Annotated in this window: 11 protein-coding genes; 10 read left to right on the forward strand and 1 reads right to left on the reverse strand. The window is 58.3% G+C overall.

Features of this window, described 5'->3' with window-relative positions:
* Positions 1 to 169: 169 nt before the first annotated feature.
* The 8 genes from EYB53_RS03120 (at position 170) to EYB53_RS03155 (ending at position 13,543) form a co-directional block, all read left to right on the forward strand.
* Positions 170 to 832, forward strand: coding sequence for a hypothetical protein (locus EYB53_RS03120; RefSeq protein ID WP_135476658.1), 663 nt, complete (start codon positions 170 to 172; stop codon positions 830 to 832).
* A 4-nt stretch (positions 833 to 836) separates the two neighbouring features.
* Positions 837 to 2,198, forward strand: a complete 1,362-nt coding sequence (locus tag EYB53_RS03125; protein ID WP_135476659.1) for a polysaccharide deacetylase family protein — start codon at positions 837 to 839, stop codon at positions 2,196 to 2,198.
* On the forward strand, positions 2,195 to 4,063 hold the full coding sequence (locus EYB53_RS03130) for an ABC transporter permease (RefSeq protein WP_135476660.1): 1,869 nt from the start codon (positions 2,195 to 2,197) through the stop codon (positions 4,061 to 4,063). The genes EYB53_RS03125 and EYB53_RS03130 overlap by 4 nt, the downstream gene beginning before the upstream one ends.
* Positions 4,060 to 5,310: an ABC transporter ATP-binding protein gene (locus EYB53_RS03135; RefSeq protein ID WP_135476661.1), complete on the forward strand. Its 1,251-nt coding sequence runs from the start codon at positions 4,060 to 4,062 to the stop codon at positions 5,308 to 5,310. The genes EYB53_RS03130 and EYB53_RS03135 overlap by 4 nt, the downstream gene beginning before the upstream one ends.
* A gap of 14 nt (positions 5,311 to 5,324) precedes the next feature.
* Complete coding sequence (locus EYB53_RS03140; protein WP_135476662.1) at positions 5,325 to 9,452, forward strand: glycosyltransferase; 4,128 nt, start codon at positions 5,325 to 5,327, stop codon at positions 9,450 to 9,452.
* A gap of 1 nt (position 9,453) precedes the next feature.
* Entirely contained in the window at positions 9,454 to 10,887 is a 1,434-nt protein-coding gene (locus EYB53_RS03145) for a glycosyltransferase family 4 protein (RefSeq protein ID WP_135476663.1), read from the forward strand.
* A gap of 92 nt (positions 10,888 to 10,979) precedes the next feature.
* On the forward strand, positions 10,980 to 12,539 hold the full coding sequence (locus EYB53_RS03150) for a glycosyltransferase (RefSeq protein WP_254150860.1): 1,560 nt from the start codon (positions 10,980 to 10,982) through the stop codon (positions 12,537 to 12,539).
* A 5-nt stretch (positions 12,540 to 12,544) separates the two neighbouring features.
* The gene (locus EYB53_RS03155; RefSeq protein ID WP_135476665.1) at positions 12,545 to 13,543 is read left to right on the forward strand and encodes a glycosyltransferase family 2 protein; all 999 of its coding nucleotides are present in this window, start codon (positions 12,545 to 12,547) and stop codon (positions 13,541 to 13,543) included.
* Between the two features lie 13 nt (positions 13,544 to 13,556).
* Here the strand turns inward: EYB53_RS03155 and EYB53_RS03160 are convergent, their stop codons facing one another.
* Positions 13,557 to 14,480 carry a methyltransferase domain-containing protein gene (locus EYB53_RS03160; protein WP_205712566.1) on the reverse strand — a complete coding sequence of 308 codons (924 nt, stop codon included), beginning with the start codon at positions 14,478 to 14,480 and terminating at the stop codon, positions 13,557 to 13,559.
* A 226-nt stretch (positions 14,481 to 14,706) separates the two neighbouring features.
* Here EYB53_RS03160 and EYB53_RS03165 point away from each other — a divergent pair, with 226 nt between their 5' ends.
* Both EYB53_RS03165 and EYB53_RS26550 read left to right on the forward strand, forming a co-directional pair.
* The gene (locus tag EYB53_RS03165) at positions 14,707 to 15,105 is read left to right on the forward strand and encodes a hypothetical protein (protein ID WP_135476667.1); all 399 of its coding nucleotides are present in this window, start codon (positions 14,707 to 14,709) and stop codon (positions 15,103 to 15,105) included.
* On the forward strand, positions 15,102 to 16,178 hold the full coding sequence (locus tag EYB53_RS26550) for a glycosyltransferase (RefSeq protein WP_135476669.1): 1,077 nt from the start codon (positions 15,102 to 15,104) through the stop codon (positions 16,176 to 16,178). Before EYB53_RS03165 ends, EYB53_RS26550 begins: the two co-directional genes overlap by 4 nt.
* The last annotated feature ends 87 nt before the right edge of the window (positions 16,179 to 16,265 follow it).

Raw genomic sequence — 16,265 nt, forward strand, 5'->3', positions numbered from 1 at the left:
CATGCTGCCACAGAGAGCGTATTTTTTATCCGGTTTCGTATGATGCAATCGCCCTGACGCACAGGCAAGCATCGCTTGCCTGTCCTACAAACTATGCTACAATCACGTGTTGGCAGTTGAACCTTAGCGATGTGCCGCGTGTCGGTGCATGCCGATGCCGGAAAGAGTGATGGTTTCACGACGACTCCTGCTTGGCGCGACAATCTTTTGCCTCGCAGTTGGTGCGCTGGGTGCGCTGCTCTATCTTCAGCAACGGATCGCTCGTTGCAATCCGCTTGTTGCCCGTGAGTTGTTGCCAAATGCTGACTTTGCCCTCGTGAGTCTGCCTGGTACACTCCCTGATGGCTGGAACCGCCGTGCCGGTGGCGTCGAGTTGCGTGGCCCGGCGGTTGATGGTCAGGGCTTTGATCTTGATGGCGATGGCCGTGCGATGCAGGTGATCGGCATTGGCAATTATCTCCAGACACCCGCTGTGCCGGTGCAATCCGGTGTGCGCTACTGTGTGTCGGGGTTTGCCCTGACCGATTCGATCCAGCGCTCGCCCACCCGTCTGCGCGTTGCGTTTCACTGGTACGATGAGGCCGACCAGCCTATCCAGACCGACCGAACCCTCTGGCAGCCTGTGGTGCTCTGGACCCCTGCACAACCTCCACGGGATTGGTCGCCGATCCTGGGGAGTTTTGAGGCCCCTGCTGAGGCAGCGAGCCTGACCATCCGATTTGCGCCGGCCTCAGATGATCGCATCTACCTTGATCGCCTGCGTGTTCGCCACGGCGGGGTTGCCCTGGCGCAACTGGCTGCCATGCCCGATCCACGCTGCTGCGACCAGTAAGCCTATGAAACCAACCAGACCAGGCCAGCAATCAGGGTTCCTCTCACGGCGTCGCTTTTTGCGGCTCGCTGGGGCATTGGCTGGCGGCTCCCTGCTTGCTGCCTGTGCATCACGTACGCCTGCTTCTCTCGGCGATACACCCTTCCTCCCTCGACTTGCAACCTGGCCGGCCGGGCGGCGGGCGGCGGTCGCTTTTACCTTCGATTGGGAAACGGCGATGGGAGGCCTGGTTCATTCGCGTTCGATTGGCGATCCAAATGTTGATCAAGACTATCTGCTGCGCGCCCGGCGTATGCGCGAGGGCCTTGCGACAACCATGGCTATCTTTGCCCCACTCGCGATCCGGGCGACCTATTATGCGACGGGCTACAATTTTTTGCGCGGCAACCGCGAGCAGCGTCAGTTCCTCGGCAATCCGATCTTTCCCTGGGCGACCCAGGCCAATGGCTGGACTTCGGATCGCTGGACGACAACGCCCTGGTTTGCCGATGACCCCTTTGGCACGGTTGAGTCCCATCCCGAGTGGTATTTTGGGGATCTGATTGAGCCGTTGCGTGAAGCCGGGCATACGATTGAGAGCCATACCTTTAGCCATTTCCACGGCGGCCTTGTTGATCCAGTGACCTGGCGCCTTGATCTCCAGACGTGGAATAACCTTGCGGCAGAACGGGGTGTGCCCCCCGCTCGTTCGCTCGCCTTTCCCTGGAGTAGTAGCGCAGGTATGAGCGATGCTTCGTGGGATGAATTGGAATTGGCAGGCATCACCAGTGTGACTCGTCTCAGTAACCAGGCCCAGTATAGTCTCTGGGAGGTTGATCAAGACGGGGTTGTGCTCCATCCGCGCCCATGCTGGTTGCCTGGACGTGAGGGCCGCATGATGGCGTGCCCCGATTTTTACCTGACGGTATCGCGCACAAGCCTCGCCCTGGTGCAAATTGAACGAGCCGTCGAGACTGGTGGTATGATAGACTTCTGGGCGCATACCGAAGAGGTGGTTAGCGCTGAACAGATTGCTTCCTGGCAACGGGTGGCTACCCGCGTGGCGAATGATATCCGCCTCTGGGTTGCACCATTAGATGAGCTTGCGACATGGTCTGCGGCTGTTGCCGAAGTACGTGTTGAGGCTGATGCGCTTGATGCGCAGCGTGGCGATCTTCATCTGCAACTCACCAATCCAACGCGAACCGCTTTATCTGGCCTGACGCTGCATGTGCCAGCGGCAACGCAGCAGGTTTTTGTCGAAGATGTCGAGCTTGAAACTTTGCGTGGGCGGTTGTCGTGGCGGATGGGTTGGTGGCCCGCCGCCGCCCTGGTCACGCTCGATCTCCCTGCGGAAACAGTACTACGTATGCGGATAGTAACGTGAATTTCTTTGATCGTCTTGCTCTGCTCAATCGAGTTGTCCTGGGCTTACGGCTCTATCAATGGCTCTGGGTGCTGCTTTCCGTAGTGGGTGCTCTTGCCGTTGCCGTGCCGCGGGTACTCGCGCAGCCGGTTGTCTATTATGCGACGGCGCAGACCCATTTTGATCTCGAGCGCTATGGCGCGATCTATAATCCGGTTGGCCCTAATGTGACTGGCCTGAGCATTGCGATCGGCGATGCCAATGAGGTCTTGCGTCAGCGCGCCTTTGCCCGTGGCGATGTGCGCTTTGGGCTGCCTAATTATCGGGTTGATTTCATTCCTGACGAGCCTGGCGTGGTGCTGGTGCGCGGCGTTGGGTCAACCGCAAGTGACGCACAGGCTCTTGCAAATGCTGGGGCCGAAGAACTGGTTCGCCAGATTCGTGCCGCCGGTGGCCGCGAGATCCTGCGCAATATGCTTGGTTGGGAGCTCTGGTTGTCTACCTCGCCTGAGGCTACGCCCACTGAGCCTGATGCGTTTGCGCAGTTGCTGCGCCAGATTATTCGCTCTCAGGCATTTCCGATGTCACGCGAGCTTGAGCCCTTTGCGACGCCTCGCGATCTGGCGACCCTCCCTGAAGAGGAACTCCAGGATGTGGCTCGTGCGCTCGAAGCGCGCTACGATCTCTGGCGTTTTGCCATCAATACGCGCAATGCGACCCTCGATGCCCTCTGTGGTACCGCCGGGATCAATGGTACTGAAGCCCGCGAGACTGCGTTGGTGACCTGTGCAGCGACGAATCCCGTTGCTGGCGCTGAGCTCGCCGAGCGTGATCGCGCCATTGTGCGCCTCCGCATCATTGAGGCAACGCTCAACTATGTCGTCGTGACCTATGATGTACGGTTTGATCCAACGTCCCCCGCTAGTGTCTGGGCAGTTCCGGCACCCCTGCCGGAAGCCTCTGAGCCACGGTATGTTCCCCATTTGATCGCCCTCGCGACCGTCTTTGGCCTCACCTTTGGAGTCACAGGGGTTGCTTTTGAGCGGAGTGCCGGGATTACCTCCAAAGCTGTTGAGCTCTGGAGCTATCGTGAACTGATTCGCAACCTTGCCCTCCGCGATCTCCGCACGCGCTATAAAGGCAGTGCGCTTGGCTACCTCTGGACGCAACTAGCCCCCCTGGGGATGATGCTGGTCTATGTGATTGTTTTTAGCCTGCTGCTGCCTAGTAGCATCGCCATGTTTCCGGTCTTTATTATTGTCGCGCTCTTGCCCTGGAACTATACCGCCGAGTCGATCATCGGTGGTACCCGCAGCATCATTGACAACGCGTCTTTGATCAAAAAGGTCTACTTTCCTCGCGAGGTTTTGCCGCTGGTGACGGTCTTTTCGAGTCTGATCAACTTTGTGCTCTCGTTGCCGATGATGTTTCTGGTGATGGCGGTGGTGCAGTTGACGACTATCGGGCGCCTCAATTTTGCCTGGTCGTTTGCCTATTTGCCGGTGCTTATGCTTATCCAGACGATCATGCTTGTGGGTTTTGCCATGCTGCTCGGCTCGGCGGCGGTCTTCTATCGTGATGTTGTCCACCTTATCGGCATCATCATGAATATCTGGTTCTTCCTGACGCCAATTATCTATCCGCTTGGGGTCTTTGGCGAAGGATTAGCGGTTCGCCTGGTGCGCTGGTTCAATCCGATGGCGTCATTGATCGAATTTTATCGTGAAATTCTGTATGGCAATGTCGTTGCCGTTGGGCAGATCCCGACGCCCGCACTCCCTGCGTTGAGCAGCGTTTTACGCGTGAGTGTGATGGCGCTGGTGATTCTCGTGGTTGGTTACTGGGTCTTTCAGCGCGTTAGCCGCAATTTTGGGGAAGAAATTTGAGCCCTGTCATTGAATTCAACCAGGTTAGCAAGCGCTTTGTCTTGCACAAAGATCAGCGCAAGACCGTGCAAGAGCGGGTGATTGGGCTGGTGCGCCCGCGGCCGCCTGGCGATGTCTTCTGGGCGTTGCGTGATGTTGATTTTGTTGTTCACGAAGGGCAGTCGCTGGGCCTGGTTGGGCATAATGGGGCCGGCAAGAGCACGGCGCTCAAGTTGATTACGCGGATTCTCGAGCCAACAAGTGGGCGCGTGCGTACCCGTGGGCGCATTGCAGCGCTGCTTGAGCTGGGGAGCGGCTTTCATCCCGAGTTGAACGGGCGGGACAATGTCTTTCTCTACGGGTCGCTGATGGGGATCGGGCGGCGCGAGATGGAACGCAAGCTCGAAGAGATTGTTGATTTTGCTGATATCGGCCCCTTCATTGATACCGAGATCAAGCACTATTCTTCGGGTATGTATACGCGCCTCGCCTTCGCTGTTGCGACCGCAGTTGATCCTGATATCTTGATCACCGACGAGGTGCTGGCTGTTGGCGACGAGGCGTTCCAGCGCAAATGCATGGAACGCATTTATGGTTTTCGACGGGCTGGCAAGACGATCATCTTTGTCTCGCACGCCCTCGAAGTCGTGCGCTCGCTCTGCGATGTGGCCGTCTGGCTTGACCACGGTGAACAGCGCGCCGATGGCCCCGCAGGCATGGTCATTGATGCCTATCTCGCTGAGGTCAACCGGAAAGAAAAGATTCGCCTCGAGCACGAGCGTACCCGTGAGGGTGAGGAGAGCGAGGATGCTTCACCAGCGACCGAGAGCCTCTTTCGGCGGGGAACACGCGAAGTTGAGGTTGTTCGTGTTCAATTGCTTGATGAGACCGGTGAAGAACGGGCTGTCTTTCACACCGGAAAATCTTTGACAATACGGATACATTACGAGGCCCACGAGCCGATCACCGAGCCGGTGTTTGGGGTGGGTATCTACCACGAGAGCGGGATCTGGATCAGTGGCCCCAATACCGGGTTTGACAGTGTTGCAATCCCACGTATCATGGGCCAGGGTTTTCTTGATTACACCGTCAACGATCTGCCTCTCTTGACCGGTCGCTATAGCCTTAGTGTTGCGGTCGTGGATACTACCCAGTTGCATGTCTTTGACCTGCATGATCGGCTCTATCAGATTGTTGTGCATAATGATGCCGGACGTGAGCGTTATGGAATGCTGGCGTTGCGAGGCACTTGGCGTTGTGATGCGTGAGAAGGAGCAGCGGGATGTCGGAACAGAATCCGCAGAGCCTGTACGATAAGTTCTATTTTGCGACAGGCTGCGGAAGACCGTATGAGCGTGATGATCACTGGACGAATTTTTTTGGTGAGATTGCCGACGAAATCGTTGCCACGATTGCTCCCAGCGATGCCCTTGATGCAGGCTGTGCTCTCGGGTTACTGGTGGAACAATTGCGTGAGCGCGGGGTCGCCGCCGAGGGAATTGATATCTCGGAGTTTGCGATTGCCAATGCTCCCGAAACAGTCAAGCCCTATGTCCGGGTTGGCTCGGTGGCTGAGCCATTTGAACGTCGTTATGACTTGATCATCTGCATCGAAGTCCTCGAACATATGCCAAAGGAAGACTCCGAGCGTGCGGTGGCGAATTTCTGCGCCCACAGCGACGATATCCTCTTCTCCTCTTCGCCGTTTGATTATAAAGAAGTCACCCACTTCAACGTCAATCCCCCTGAATACTGGGCTTCCCTCTTTGCGCGTCACGGTTTCTACCGTGATGTTGATTTTGATGCGTCCTTCATTACGCCCTGGGCGGTACGCTTCCGCCGTCGCAATGAACCGACAGCACGCATTGTGCGTGATTATGAGCGCCGTTTCTGGGAATTATGGAAAGAGACGACCGACCTGCGGACGTTGAACCTGGAACAGCGCGATCAGTTGCGCGATCTCAATGCGTTGTATGTGCAGGCCCAGCAGAACTATGAGGACGAACAGCGTCGTCATTACGAGACTTTCCAGCGTTATGAGGACGAACAGCGTCGTCATTACGCGACCCTCCAGCATTATAATGAAGCGTCGCAGCAGAACCAGGAATTCGACGCACAACTTCGCGATTTGCGGCAACAAGTCGCTGCACTCAAGCAGAGCAAAGCCCTTTTGCGCCAGCAGCGTGACCTGATCCGGGCGATGGCGCGTGAGGATCTTGCCGATCTCCGCACTGATCCAACGCTGAGTCAAACCCAGGCCTATGCCCATCACCTTGAAGCTGAGATCACGCATCGCGATGAGTATATCGCCTGGCTTGAAAGTCTGGTGCGGGCCTTTGAGCAGGGACGGTTGATGTCACTGATGCGACGTTTGCGCCGGAGTGGCACGATCCTCCCGCCTGCTTCTTCGCCTGCTCCTGCGCTTCCACCGCCGCCACCATCACTGCCTGAAGCGCCTCCTGCACCAGTGGCCTTGCCTTCTGATCCTGCGTCGGTCTATGCACGCTGGATCGCGGCCCATGAGCCCGATGCGGTTACGTTGATTGCCCAGCGGCAGCAGGGGCATCACCTGGCCTATCGTCCCTTGATCAGCATGGTGACGCCGGTCTATAATCCTGCTCCAGAAGCCCTCAAGGCGATGCTTGCGTCGGTCTTTATGCAGACCTATGATCGCTGGCAGTTGTGTCTCGCCGACGCTTCGACCGAGCCAGAGGTGCGTGCGTTGCTCCAGCAGTTTGCTTCAACTGATCCCCGCGTACGCCTGACGACCCTTGAACAGAATGCGGGTATTAGCGCCAATTCCAACGCTGCCCTTGCCCTTGCCACCGGTGAGTTCGTTCTGCTCCTTGATCACGATGATACACTGGCCCCCGAGGCGCTCTTTCAGGTGGTGCAAACCCTCAATGCCCATCCAGAGGCTGATATCGTCTACTATGATGAAGATAAGCTCAGTGAGGACGCGACGACACGCCATAGTCCCTGGTTCAAACCGTCGGCCTGGTCGCCGGATCTGTTGCTCTCGACCAACTATCTGATGCACGGGGTCTTCCGGCGGAGCCTGGTCGAAGAGTCCGGGCGCTTCAATCCGGCTACCGACGGTGCCCAGGATTGGGATCTGGCGTTGCGTTGCAGTGAGCGTACCAGGGCGATCTACCATCTTCCGCGGGTGCTCTACCACTGGCGTCAGATGCCTGGTTCAGCTTCGCGTGATGCCAATGCCAAGCCGTGGGCGCTGGTAGGCCAGGAACGTGCGCTGCGCGATCATCTTGCGCGTGGTCTCGGTTCTTCCGCCGAGGTGGTGCGGCTCAATGTGAGTGACCTCCGGGTGCTCTGGCCTGTTTCAGATAAACTTGTTTCGATTATTATTCCCAACCGCGATCGCTACGAGTTGCTGCATGCCTGTCTCAGTTCGATCTTTGCCGCCACAACCTATCCCAACTATGAGGTGATCATTGTTGATAATGGCTCGGTTGATGGGCGGACGCTGGCCTATTATGAGCAACTCAAGGCCGACGGTCGGGTGCGCGTCGTTCCGCTTGCGGAAGCCTTCAACTGGTCGCGGGCCAACAATCTTGGAGTCGCCGAGGCGCGGGGCGATCTGCTGCTCTTCCTCAATAATGATACCGAGGTGCGTGCCGGTGACTGGTTGCACGAACTGGTTGGCTGGGCCGAGCGCCCCGAGGTTGGGGTGGTTGGCTGTAAGCTGATCCGCCCTGATGGCACGACCCAGCACGCGGGGATCGCGATTGGTGTGGAAGGCCACGGGAGCCACCTCTTTGATGGGGATGTGACCCCGACCTATGGCCCTTTTGGTTCCTCTGAGTGGTATCGCGATCTGCTGGCGCTTACGGGTGCCTGTATGATGATGCGCCGCGATGTTTTTGAAGCCATCGGTGGCTTTGATGAACGCTACCGTGTCGGTTATAGTGATCTGACCTTCTGTCTTGCCGCCCATCAGCACGGTCTGCGGGTTGTTTATACCCCGCACGCCTCGTTGTTGCACCACGAAGGTGCATCACGCGGTTTTGCTTTGCCCTTTGCTGATATCCTGCGGGCCACGCTTGAGATGTTGCCACACATTCTGGCAGGCGATCCCTACTTTAGCCCCCATCTTTCGCCGGTGCAGCGCCGTCCCGCGATTGCCGATCCCGCCGGTGAAAAGATCATTGAGCGGATGGCGCTGCTTGTTTCCACGTTTCACCTGACCAAGACGTATGATCCCGCCCAACTGGCTGCAGTTGCCGAGCAATTGCTCAAGCCACGTCTTCCTGCGCAGCCGGTAGGATCAAGCGCACCACGACTCCTCGTCTGTTCGCACGAGCTCTCATTTACCGGAGCACCGTTGATCCTCTTCCAACTGGCCCAACACTTTGCCGCGCAGGGTTATGAGGTGACGATGGCTTCGGTCAAACCCGGGCCACTCGGGGCTGTGGTCGAGGCCGCCGGCATCCCGGTCGAGGTTAATCCATTGCTCTATGACGATGCCCTGGTTGCAGCTACCCTGGTGCGTGACTATGATCTGGTGCTGGTCAATACGATCCTCGGCTATCGGGTGATCCTGGCTGCCCACGTGATGGAGGTTCCCTCGGCCTGGTGGATCCACGAGTCGCGCTCGGGCTATGCGTTGATGGAAAGCGAGGCGGCCCCGCGTGAGGCGTTGTCCCTTGCCGATCGCTTGATCTTCCCCGCCGCAGCGACGGCGGCCCTCTATCGCGGCTTTACCTCGCGTCAACTTCCCACGCCGCTGCCGTATGGAGTTCCCGACCTGCCCTTTGAGCCTGACCGGCCACGCGATCCTGAAGAACCGCTGATGGTGCTGGTGATCGCCAGTATGGAGACCCGCAAAGGCCAGGATCTTGTGGTCAAAGCCTTTCAGCAGTTGCCCCCGGCGTTGCGTGCGCAGTTTGAACTCTATTTCATCGGTGGGATTCACGATCCACACTATTATCGCCAGGTACGCGCCGATCTCGCGGCTGAACCGAATGTCTATTTTATTGGGTTGCTCAACCGCGATCAGACCCTGACCTATCTGCGCCAGGCCGATATCTTTGTTCTGCCTTCGCGTGACGAGGTGTTGCCCGTCTCGATCCTTGAGGCGATGGCCTGTGGCAAGGCGATGGTCGTGACTGATGTTGGGGGTGTGACCGAGGCAGTTCGCCATGAACAAGAAGGCCTTGTCGTACCGCCTGATGACCCGGATCAACTGGCTGAGAGTTTGGCCCGCTTGATCAGTGCGCCCGAGCTCCGTCAACGCCTCGGTCGTGCCGCACGTGTACGCTACGAAGAGCGTTTTACCGCTGCGACCTTTGCGCAAGCGATGGATGCGCTTGTGCGTGATCTTTTACCCCCTGAACGTGCGTTGCCCGCTGGTGAAGATGCTGATGCAGAGACTCAGGTACCCCAGGAGTAATATGACACGTGTTTTGATGGTGAGTACCGATGTGGTCGGTCCATCGATGGCGGGGCCCGGTATTCGTGCGCTCGAATTGGCTCGCGTGCTCGCACGCACACACGAGGTGACACTTGCGATCCCCGCAGGGAGTAGCCCTGCTTCGCTGCCATATGCGGTTGTTCACTATCAGCCAGGGCGCATTGGTGATCTCGCGGCTGCTGTCGCGGCTGCCGAGGTGATCGTTGGTCAGGGGTTTGTCTTCACCAGCCATCCTGAATTGCTGGCTGCCTCACAACCGATTGCCATTGACCTTTACGATCCTCAGATCCTCGAGAGTCTGCATCTGGTGCGCCAGGTCGATCCGGTGACGGCGGCTATTGAGGCTCAGGGTTTTGTTGTTCGTACCAGGGCGCAACTCGAGCGCGGTGACTTCTTTTTCTGTGCGACTTCGGTGCAACGCGATTATTGGCTCGGGGCTTTGAGTGTACTTGGCCGTATGACGCCAACCCTGGTGGCTGAGGCTGATGATGATCTGCGGAGTTTGATCGATCTCGTGCCGAGTGGTCTCGATCCTCAACCGCCACGCCGTGACGAGCCGGTGTTGCGTGGGGTGCATCCAGCGATCCCCGAGGATGCGTTTCTCTTGATCTGGGCCGGTGGTCTCTGGGATTGGTTCGATCCGCAGCTTGTCGTACGTGCCGTTGCGCAACTGCGTGAGACGTGTCCCCAACTCAGGCTCTGCTTCTTTGCTGGTGCTCGCCCTAATCCTGATGGCCCGCCGATTGTGACGCCCGAGGGTGTTGCCGTTCGCGAGTTGGCCGCTCACCTTGGGGTGCTCAACGAGACGGTGATCATGCTTGATACCTGGGTGCCCTATGCTGAACGTGGTCGCTATCTCAGCGAAGCGGACGTTGGCGTCTCGGCGCATATGCCTGGGATCGAGACCCATTTTGCGTTCCGAACTCGCTTGCTCGATTATCTCTGGGCGCGCCTGCCGATCCTCTGTTCGCTGGGTGATAGTCTGGGGGAGCAGATCGCGCAGGCGGGGGGCGCGATCTGTGTTGCGCCCTACGATCTTGATGGCTGGTGCGCGGCCCTTCATCAGCTCTATCACAATCGTGTGCAATGCAGTACCATGGCTGCGTCAAGCGATGGCGTGGCTCGTACGTTCACCTGGGACGCGGTTGCGCAACCGCTGGTGGCTTTCTGTGATGCACCGCGCCGCACGGCACCCGATCATGTTGCAACAGAACGCCCTGCCCCAGTTGGGCTTGATCCGCAGGTGCTCGCGGCTAAACAAGCGCAACTCGCCGCGCTTGATCACTATGCGCGGCAGCTTGACACCGCCTTGAACCAGAAAAATCAGCACATTGTCCACCTCGAACGCCATATCGAGCGGATCGAGATGGGCCGTGTGATGCGCTTGCTCAAGCTTTTCACCCGACAGCGCTAGCCCCTCGTTGTTCGTTCCGTTGATCTGTGTGGCCTCGGCCGACTCTGGCCTGGAGCGATCAGCCTGGCTTTTCTAACGTTATGCAGTTGTTGATGTTGAGCCACGATGTTGTAGGATCGCGCATGGCCGGGCCCGGTATCCGCGCCTGGGAGCTTGCCCGTGCCCTGGCGAGCTATGTGCCAACGACCCTGGTTGCGCCCAATCAGATTGATCTGACGCCACCACCTGGTTTGCAACTCGGTTCTTATACTTTGGGTGAGCCAGCTAGTTTTGCTCCCTGGCTTGCTGGTGCGACCGTTGTGTTGCTCAACGGGCATTTGCTTGAGGCGCATCCTGAACTGGCTGAGCTCGATGTGCCTTTGATCATCGATCTCTACGATCCCACCATGCTCGAAAATCTTGAGCTTTTCCGCACTGCCTCGGCGGCGGAACGCTCATTGCGCCACCAGCGTGATGTGGTGCTTTTCCAGCGTCAGTTAGCCGCCGGGGATTGTTTTCTCTGCGCCACCGAGCGTCAGCGTGATCTCTATATCGGTGCTTTGCTCCTCGCTGGCCGGGTGACGCCCACCTTGACTGACCACGATCCCGATCTTCGTCGCCTCATTGATGTGGTGCCGTTTGGTCTCCCTGCCGCTGCTCCTGTTCGCCAGGGGCCAGGGTTGCGCGGTGTGGTGCCCGGCATTGGCCTAGATGATCTGCTGCTGCTCTGGAGTGGCGGCCTGTGGGATTGGATGGATCCGCAGACGCTGGTCGCGGCGATGCCGGCGGTTGCCGAGGCGCTGCCTCAGGTGCGGCTGGTCTTTCTGGCGGGGCGGCACCCTGGGCACGCGCTGCCAATGCAGGCAGGGGCGCAGGCACGTACGCTTGCGGCACGCCTTGGTCTGCTTGATCGCCACGTCTTTTTCTACGACGAATGGGTGCCCTATGCCCAACGCGCCGATCTGCTGCTTGAGGCGGATCTCTTTGTCTCGTTGCATCGAGACCACCTCGAGACCCGCTATGCGGCGGTGCGTTCGCGGGTGCTTGATCATTTCTGGGTGGGTCGCCCCAGTCTCTTGAGCGACGGCGATCCAGCGGCGGAATTGATCCGTGCCGAAGGCGTTGGTCTGGTTGTTCCCCCTGAAGATCCTGCTGCCGTCAGCGCGGCCCTTGTGCAGTTGCTTGAGGATGCTGAACTGCGGGCACAACAGGCGAGCCGGGCGCACGCCCTGGCGTCACGGTTGCAATGGGCTCACCTGATTGAGCCAATCCTGCGGTTTGTCCGTGAGCCTCGGCATACCCGAGTCCTCGTTCCCCTTCTCCGTGAGCCTGTCCGCCCGACGGTGGCTTCGCCGGTTGGGCGACGCAATGAAGCCGTGCGATTGCTGGAAGAACGCTGGCACCAGTTGCAGCAACCTGCCCCTGGCACGCCCTTTTTGGCCCACCTCGGCAGACGCCTGGCGCATCTGCTGGTGCGCCCCGTCATGCCGCTGCTCGCAGCGCATATTCAGGTTGTCTATGCCCAGGCCGAAGTAACCGATCATCTGGCTCGGGTTGGCAAAACCCAGATCGAAGCCTTTGCGATGCAACTCCAGGGCCTCGAAGACGCTGTGTTGCGCCTGGAGGCGCTGCAACGCGGGGAGGTTCCACCTCCCCCGATCAGTAAGGAGTAACGCCGGTGCGGGTGGCTGTGTTGGTCTTGAGTTGGAACGCTGCCGATGCTCTGTGCGCCTGCCTCGCCGCTGTGTTGCGCCAGCAGCGCCCTGCCGACAAGCTTCTGGTTGTGGATAATGCCTCTGCTGATGCGAGTGTCGCCCGGGTTGCCACCACCTTCCCCGAGGTTGAAATCCTGGTGAACGCACGCAATCTTGGCTTTGCCGGCGGCATGAATGTGGGTCTGCGCTCCCTGCTCGCCGCCTCGCCCCCGTTTGACGTTGCTGTCCTGCTTAACCAGGATACCCTGGTTGATCCAGGCTGGTTGGCCGGTTTGCTGGCTCCGCTCGATGAGCCTCAGGTTGCAGCCGTTGGCAGCAAGATTCGCTACCCTGATGGACGTCTGCAGCATGCCGGGGCTTTGCTTGAGTGGCCGTTGGGCCTGGTGCGCCATGTCGGCCTGGGCGAGCCTGATCAGGGCCAGTATGAGTCGCTGCGTGACTATGAATTGCTGACCGGCGCGGCACTGGCGTTGCGCCTGTCGGCCCTTGTTGAGGTTGGTCTGTTTGATGAAGGCTTCTGGCCTGCGTATTACGAGGACGTCGATCTCTGCTGGCGACTCGCCCGGGCTCGCTACCGACTCGTCTATGCACCAGCGGCAACCCTCACCCATCAAGAGTCGCATTCGACACGCGACGAAGTCACCCGCATGACCTACTATCACCGCGGTCGTCTACGGTATCTCTTCAAACGCATCACGGTCGATCAGTTAACCAGAAGCTTTCTGCCTGCCGAAATGACCTACCTGGCGACCAGGATTGCCTCACCCGAAGCGCGCGCCCTCCGGCGAGCATATGCTGACATCCGTGACACGGTGGCCGAACTCTGTGCGGCGCATGCCTTCTTCCATCCAGATGAGTCTGATATCAGCACGCATCTACCAGCTATCCTTGCTCGTGTGCAACACACCATCGCCCAGGTCTACGATCGGCAGGCGCACGAAGCGGCTACTGCCTTGGGTTGAGCCTGGACTGTAATCAGATAGTACGTAAAATCATAATAAATTCAAGCTCGTTTTTGATTGTCATTTCAGTATCAAATAACAATGCAAAATCGCGCCTTAAAATTATCAGAAGCTCAAGTAATTCAAATTGCGTCCAGGCGTGATAGTGGATGCTGTAATCCATCCCCAACAGAAAAGCGACGTGCTGGGCAATCGCTTCTTCCCCTTCGACTTTATGGACAAATTGAGTCCACTCTTCAAAATGTTGATGCTTTGACCAGGTCGGTCCTTCGGCATGATCACGTAACAGATGTTCAATGCTGGTTGACGGGCGTTCATGGTCAAAGGTAAAGCGTTTATCGGGAACAGCCAGGTAGAGGATGCCTCCGCGCTTCAAGACACGTAACAGATTTTTGATCGTGCCAATGGGATCCTCGCAATGTTCAAGGAAATGATTGGCAATCACAAAATCTTGCGACTCACTGCCAATGGTTGTTAATGTTTCACCGTTGTCAATAATGTCTGGTTCAACCAGATCTAGATGGGCCAGTTCAGCATAGTGTGTACGCAAATCGGCGACTGACATCCGATCCACATATTTGACATGGGCTGTAGGCGGAACACGTAACGGTTGATTGAGTGCCCCGATCTCAAGTCCTTCACCGTGGAGGTACCGCGATGCGGCGAGCCAACGCCCCATCTCGAAAGGTGTGTTAGGTGCAGGCTCGGCAGGTGGGGCTTCTTCGCTGGGTGGGGCTTCTTCGCTGGGTGGGGCTTCTTCGCTGGGTGGGGCTTCTTCGCTGGGTGGGGGTGGCTCGGCGATTGAAACGGTGCTTGATAGAACTGGGGGTGGTATCGAAGCTGGGCCTGATGGAACCGGCATTGCAACAGGCTCAACTCCTGCTAGCGCACGGAGGCTTGCACGGAGGCGTTTCTTGACTCCATTCAATCCTGACATAAGATCTGCTTCCTCCAGGTTATGTTACGCAGAAAATTACAGTCCCCATTGCATGTCAATAGCACGCTCTTATTGATGAAACGAGGATAGCGCAAGTATATCACATTGCAATCTCATGCGTTTTCTGCTAGAGGTCTTCACAACTTTGCAAGGCTTGAAGGACTGGTATAGTATAACAAGTACGACGTTAGGCCATCCTCTTTATGACCAGGGCTGAGGAGCCGTTGTGACCAAGAAGTTTGACCCCCAACCGCTGTTTGTTGTCCCTGATACCCACGACGAGCCGCTGCTCGCTGCGGTTGAACGTGGTTTGCACGCTGATCACCCTGCGCTCGCGTTGTTGCCGACGCTGACTGAGCTTGCACTGCGCGATCCGTTTCTTGCCCGTGAGTTGATTACGCTGCGTGAGCAGTACGAGCTCCGCCCGCCTCCGGCGCACGGTTTCATTGCCCGTCTCCGTACACGTCTGGCCTGGTGGTTGCTTGGCCCCGAGTTGGCCCAGACGAGTACGTTCCATGCTTCGCTGGTGCGTGTTGTTGATAGCCTGACGGCCCATCTTGATGAAGAACGGGCCGCCCGCGCACGCCTCGAAGCGCGTGTACAGACATTGGAGCGTGAGGCGTGACCGAACTTGTCTGGCATTCCTCGTTTACCTCGCTCACCGGCTATAGTGGCTCGTCCCGGGCGCTTGTGCTTGCGCTGCGTGATCAGGGGCGGGCTGTGCGCCCCCTCTATCTCTTCGACTCAGATGACCGCGAGGCTGCCCTCTTTGGGGTCGGTGATGCGCAGGTTACCGCTTTGCAAGCGTTGCCCCTGCGCCTCGATGTGCCCCAGGTAGTCTATGGCCGCGGCGATCTCTTTGCCAAGAATAGTGGCCGTTATCGGATTGGCTTCACGATGCTTGAGGTTGATCGCTTGCCGGCAACCTGGGTTGACCAGGCCAATCTGATGGACGAGGTCTGGACGCCGACGGCGTGGGGGGCGGCAATGTTTCGCGACAGTGGCGTGACGCGCCCGGTACACGTGGTGCCACTCGGCGTTGACCTGGCAATGTTTCGCCCCGGGCCTGCCCGTGAACGTCTTGCCGAGCGGACGATCTTTCTTTCGGTCTTTGAGTGGGGGCGGCGCAAGGGGTGGGATCTGCTGTTGTCGGCCTATCGGGCGGCCTTTCGCCCTGATGATCCGGTGCTTTTGCTGCTGAAACTTGACTGTCGTACGCCTGCGACCAATCCGCTCCGTGAGTTACACGCTGCCTTGCCCGCGCCTGCTCCGCCTGTAGGTATTCTTTACAACCGTGCCATGACTGCGCCGCAACTGGCTGAACTCTATCAGAGTGCCGATTGTTTTGTGCTGCCGAGTCGCGGCGAGGGTTGGTGCATGCCCGCCCTTGAAGCAATGGCCTGTGGGTTGCCTGCGATCGTCACGGACTGGAGCGGATCGACTGCTTTTCTCACTGAACCCTATGGCTATCCGCTCGCCGTGCGTCGCCTGGTGCCTGCTGATCCGCACGAGCCACTCTATCGTGGTGCGCAGTGGGCCGAGCCTGACCATGACCATCTGGTCGCCCTGTTGCGCCACGTCCATCTGCATCGTGACGAAGCCCGCGCCCGCGGTCAGGCCGCCGCGCTTGAGGCGCAACGCTGGAGTTGGGCGACAGCCGCAGACGTGATCGGGCATCGCCTTGATGCGCTTACGTGACTGCGACTATCTATTGTACGCTTGGCGTCCAGATACGTTCTCAAAACCCTTTGCGCCTTTGCGCCTTTGCGTCAAATCATCAGAAAG

The sequence above is a fragment of the Candidatus Chloroploca mongolica genome (assembly GCF_004762035.2).
GTDB classification, from domain to species: domain Bacteria; phylum Chloroflexota; class Chloroflexia; order Chloroflexales; family Chloroflexaceae; genus Chloroploca; species Chloroploca mongolica.

What these genes read in the sequence shown, in the direction of transcription:
- EYB53_RS03140 (WP_135476662.1), top strand. Translation starts at nt 5,325, where the DNA reads ATGTCGGAACAGAATCCGCAGAGCCTGTACGATAAGTTCTATTTTGCG.
- EYB53_RS03120 (WP_135476658.1), top strand. Translation starts at nt 170, where the DNA reads ATGGTTTCACGACGACTCCTGCTTGGCGCGACAATCTTTTGCCTCGCA.
- EYB53_RS03160 (WP_205712566.1), bottom strand. Translation starts at nt 14,480, where the DNA reads ATGTCAGGATTGAATGGAGTCAAGAAACGCCTCCGTGCAAGCCTCCGT.
- EYB53_RS03145 (WP_135476663.1), top strand. Translation starts at nt 9,454, where the DNA reads ATGACACGTGTTTTGATGGTGAGTACCGATGTGGTCGGTCCATCGATG.
- EYB53_RS03125 (WP_135476659.1), top strand. Translation starts at nt 837, where the DNA reads ATGAAACCAACCAGACCAGGCCAGCAATCAGGGTTCCTCTCACGGCGT.
- EYB53_RS03150 (WP_254150860.1), top strand. Translation starts at nt 10,980, where the DNA reads ATGTTGAGCCACGATGTTGTAGGATCGCGCATGGCCGGGCCCGGTATC.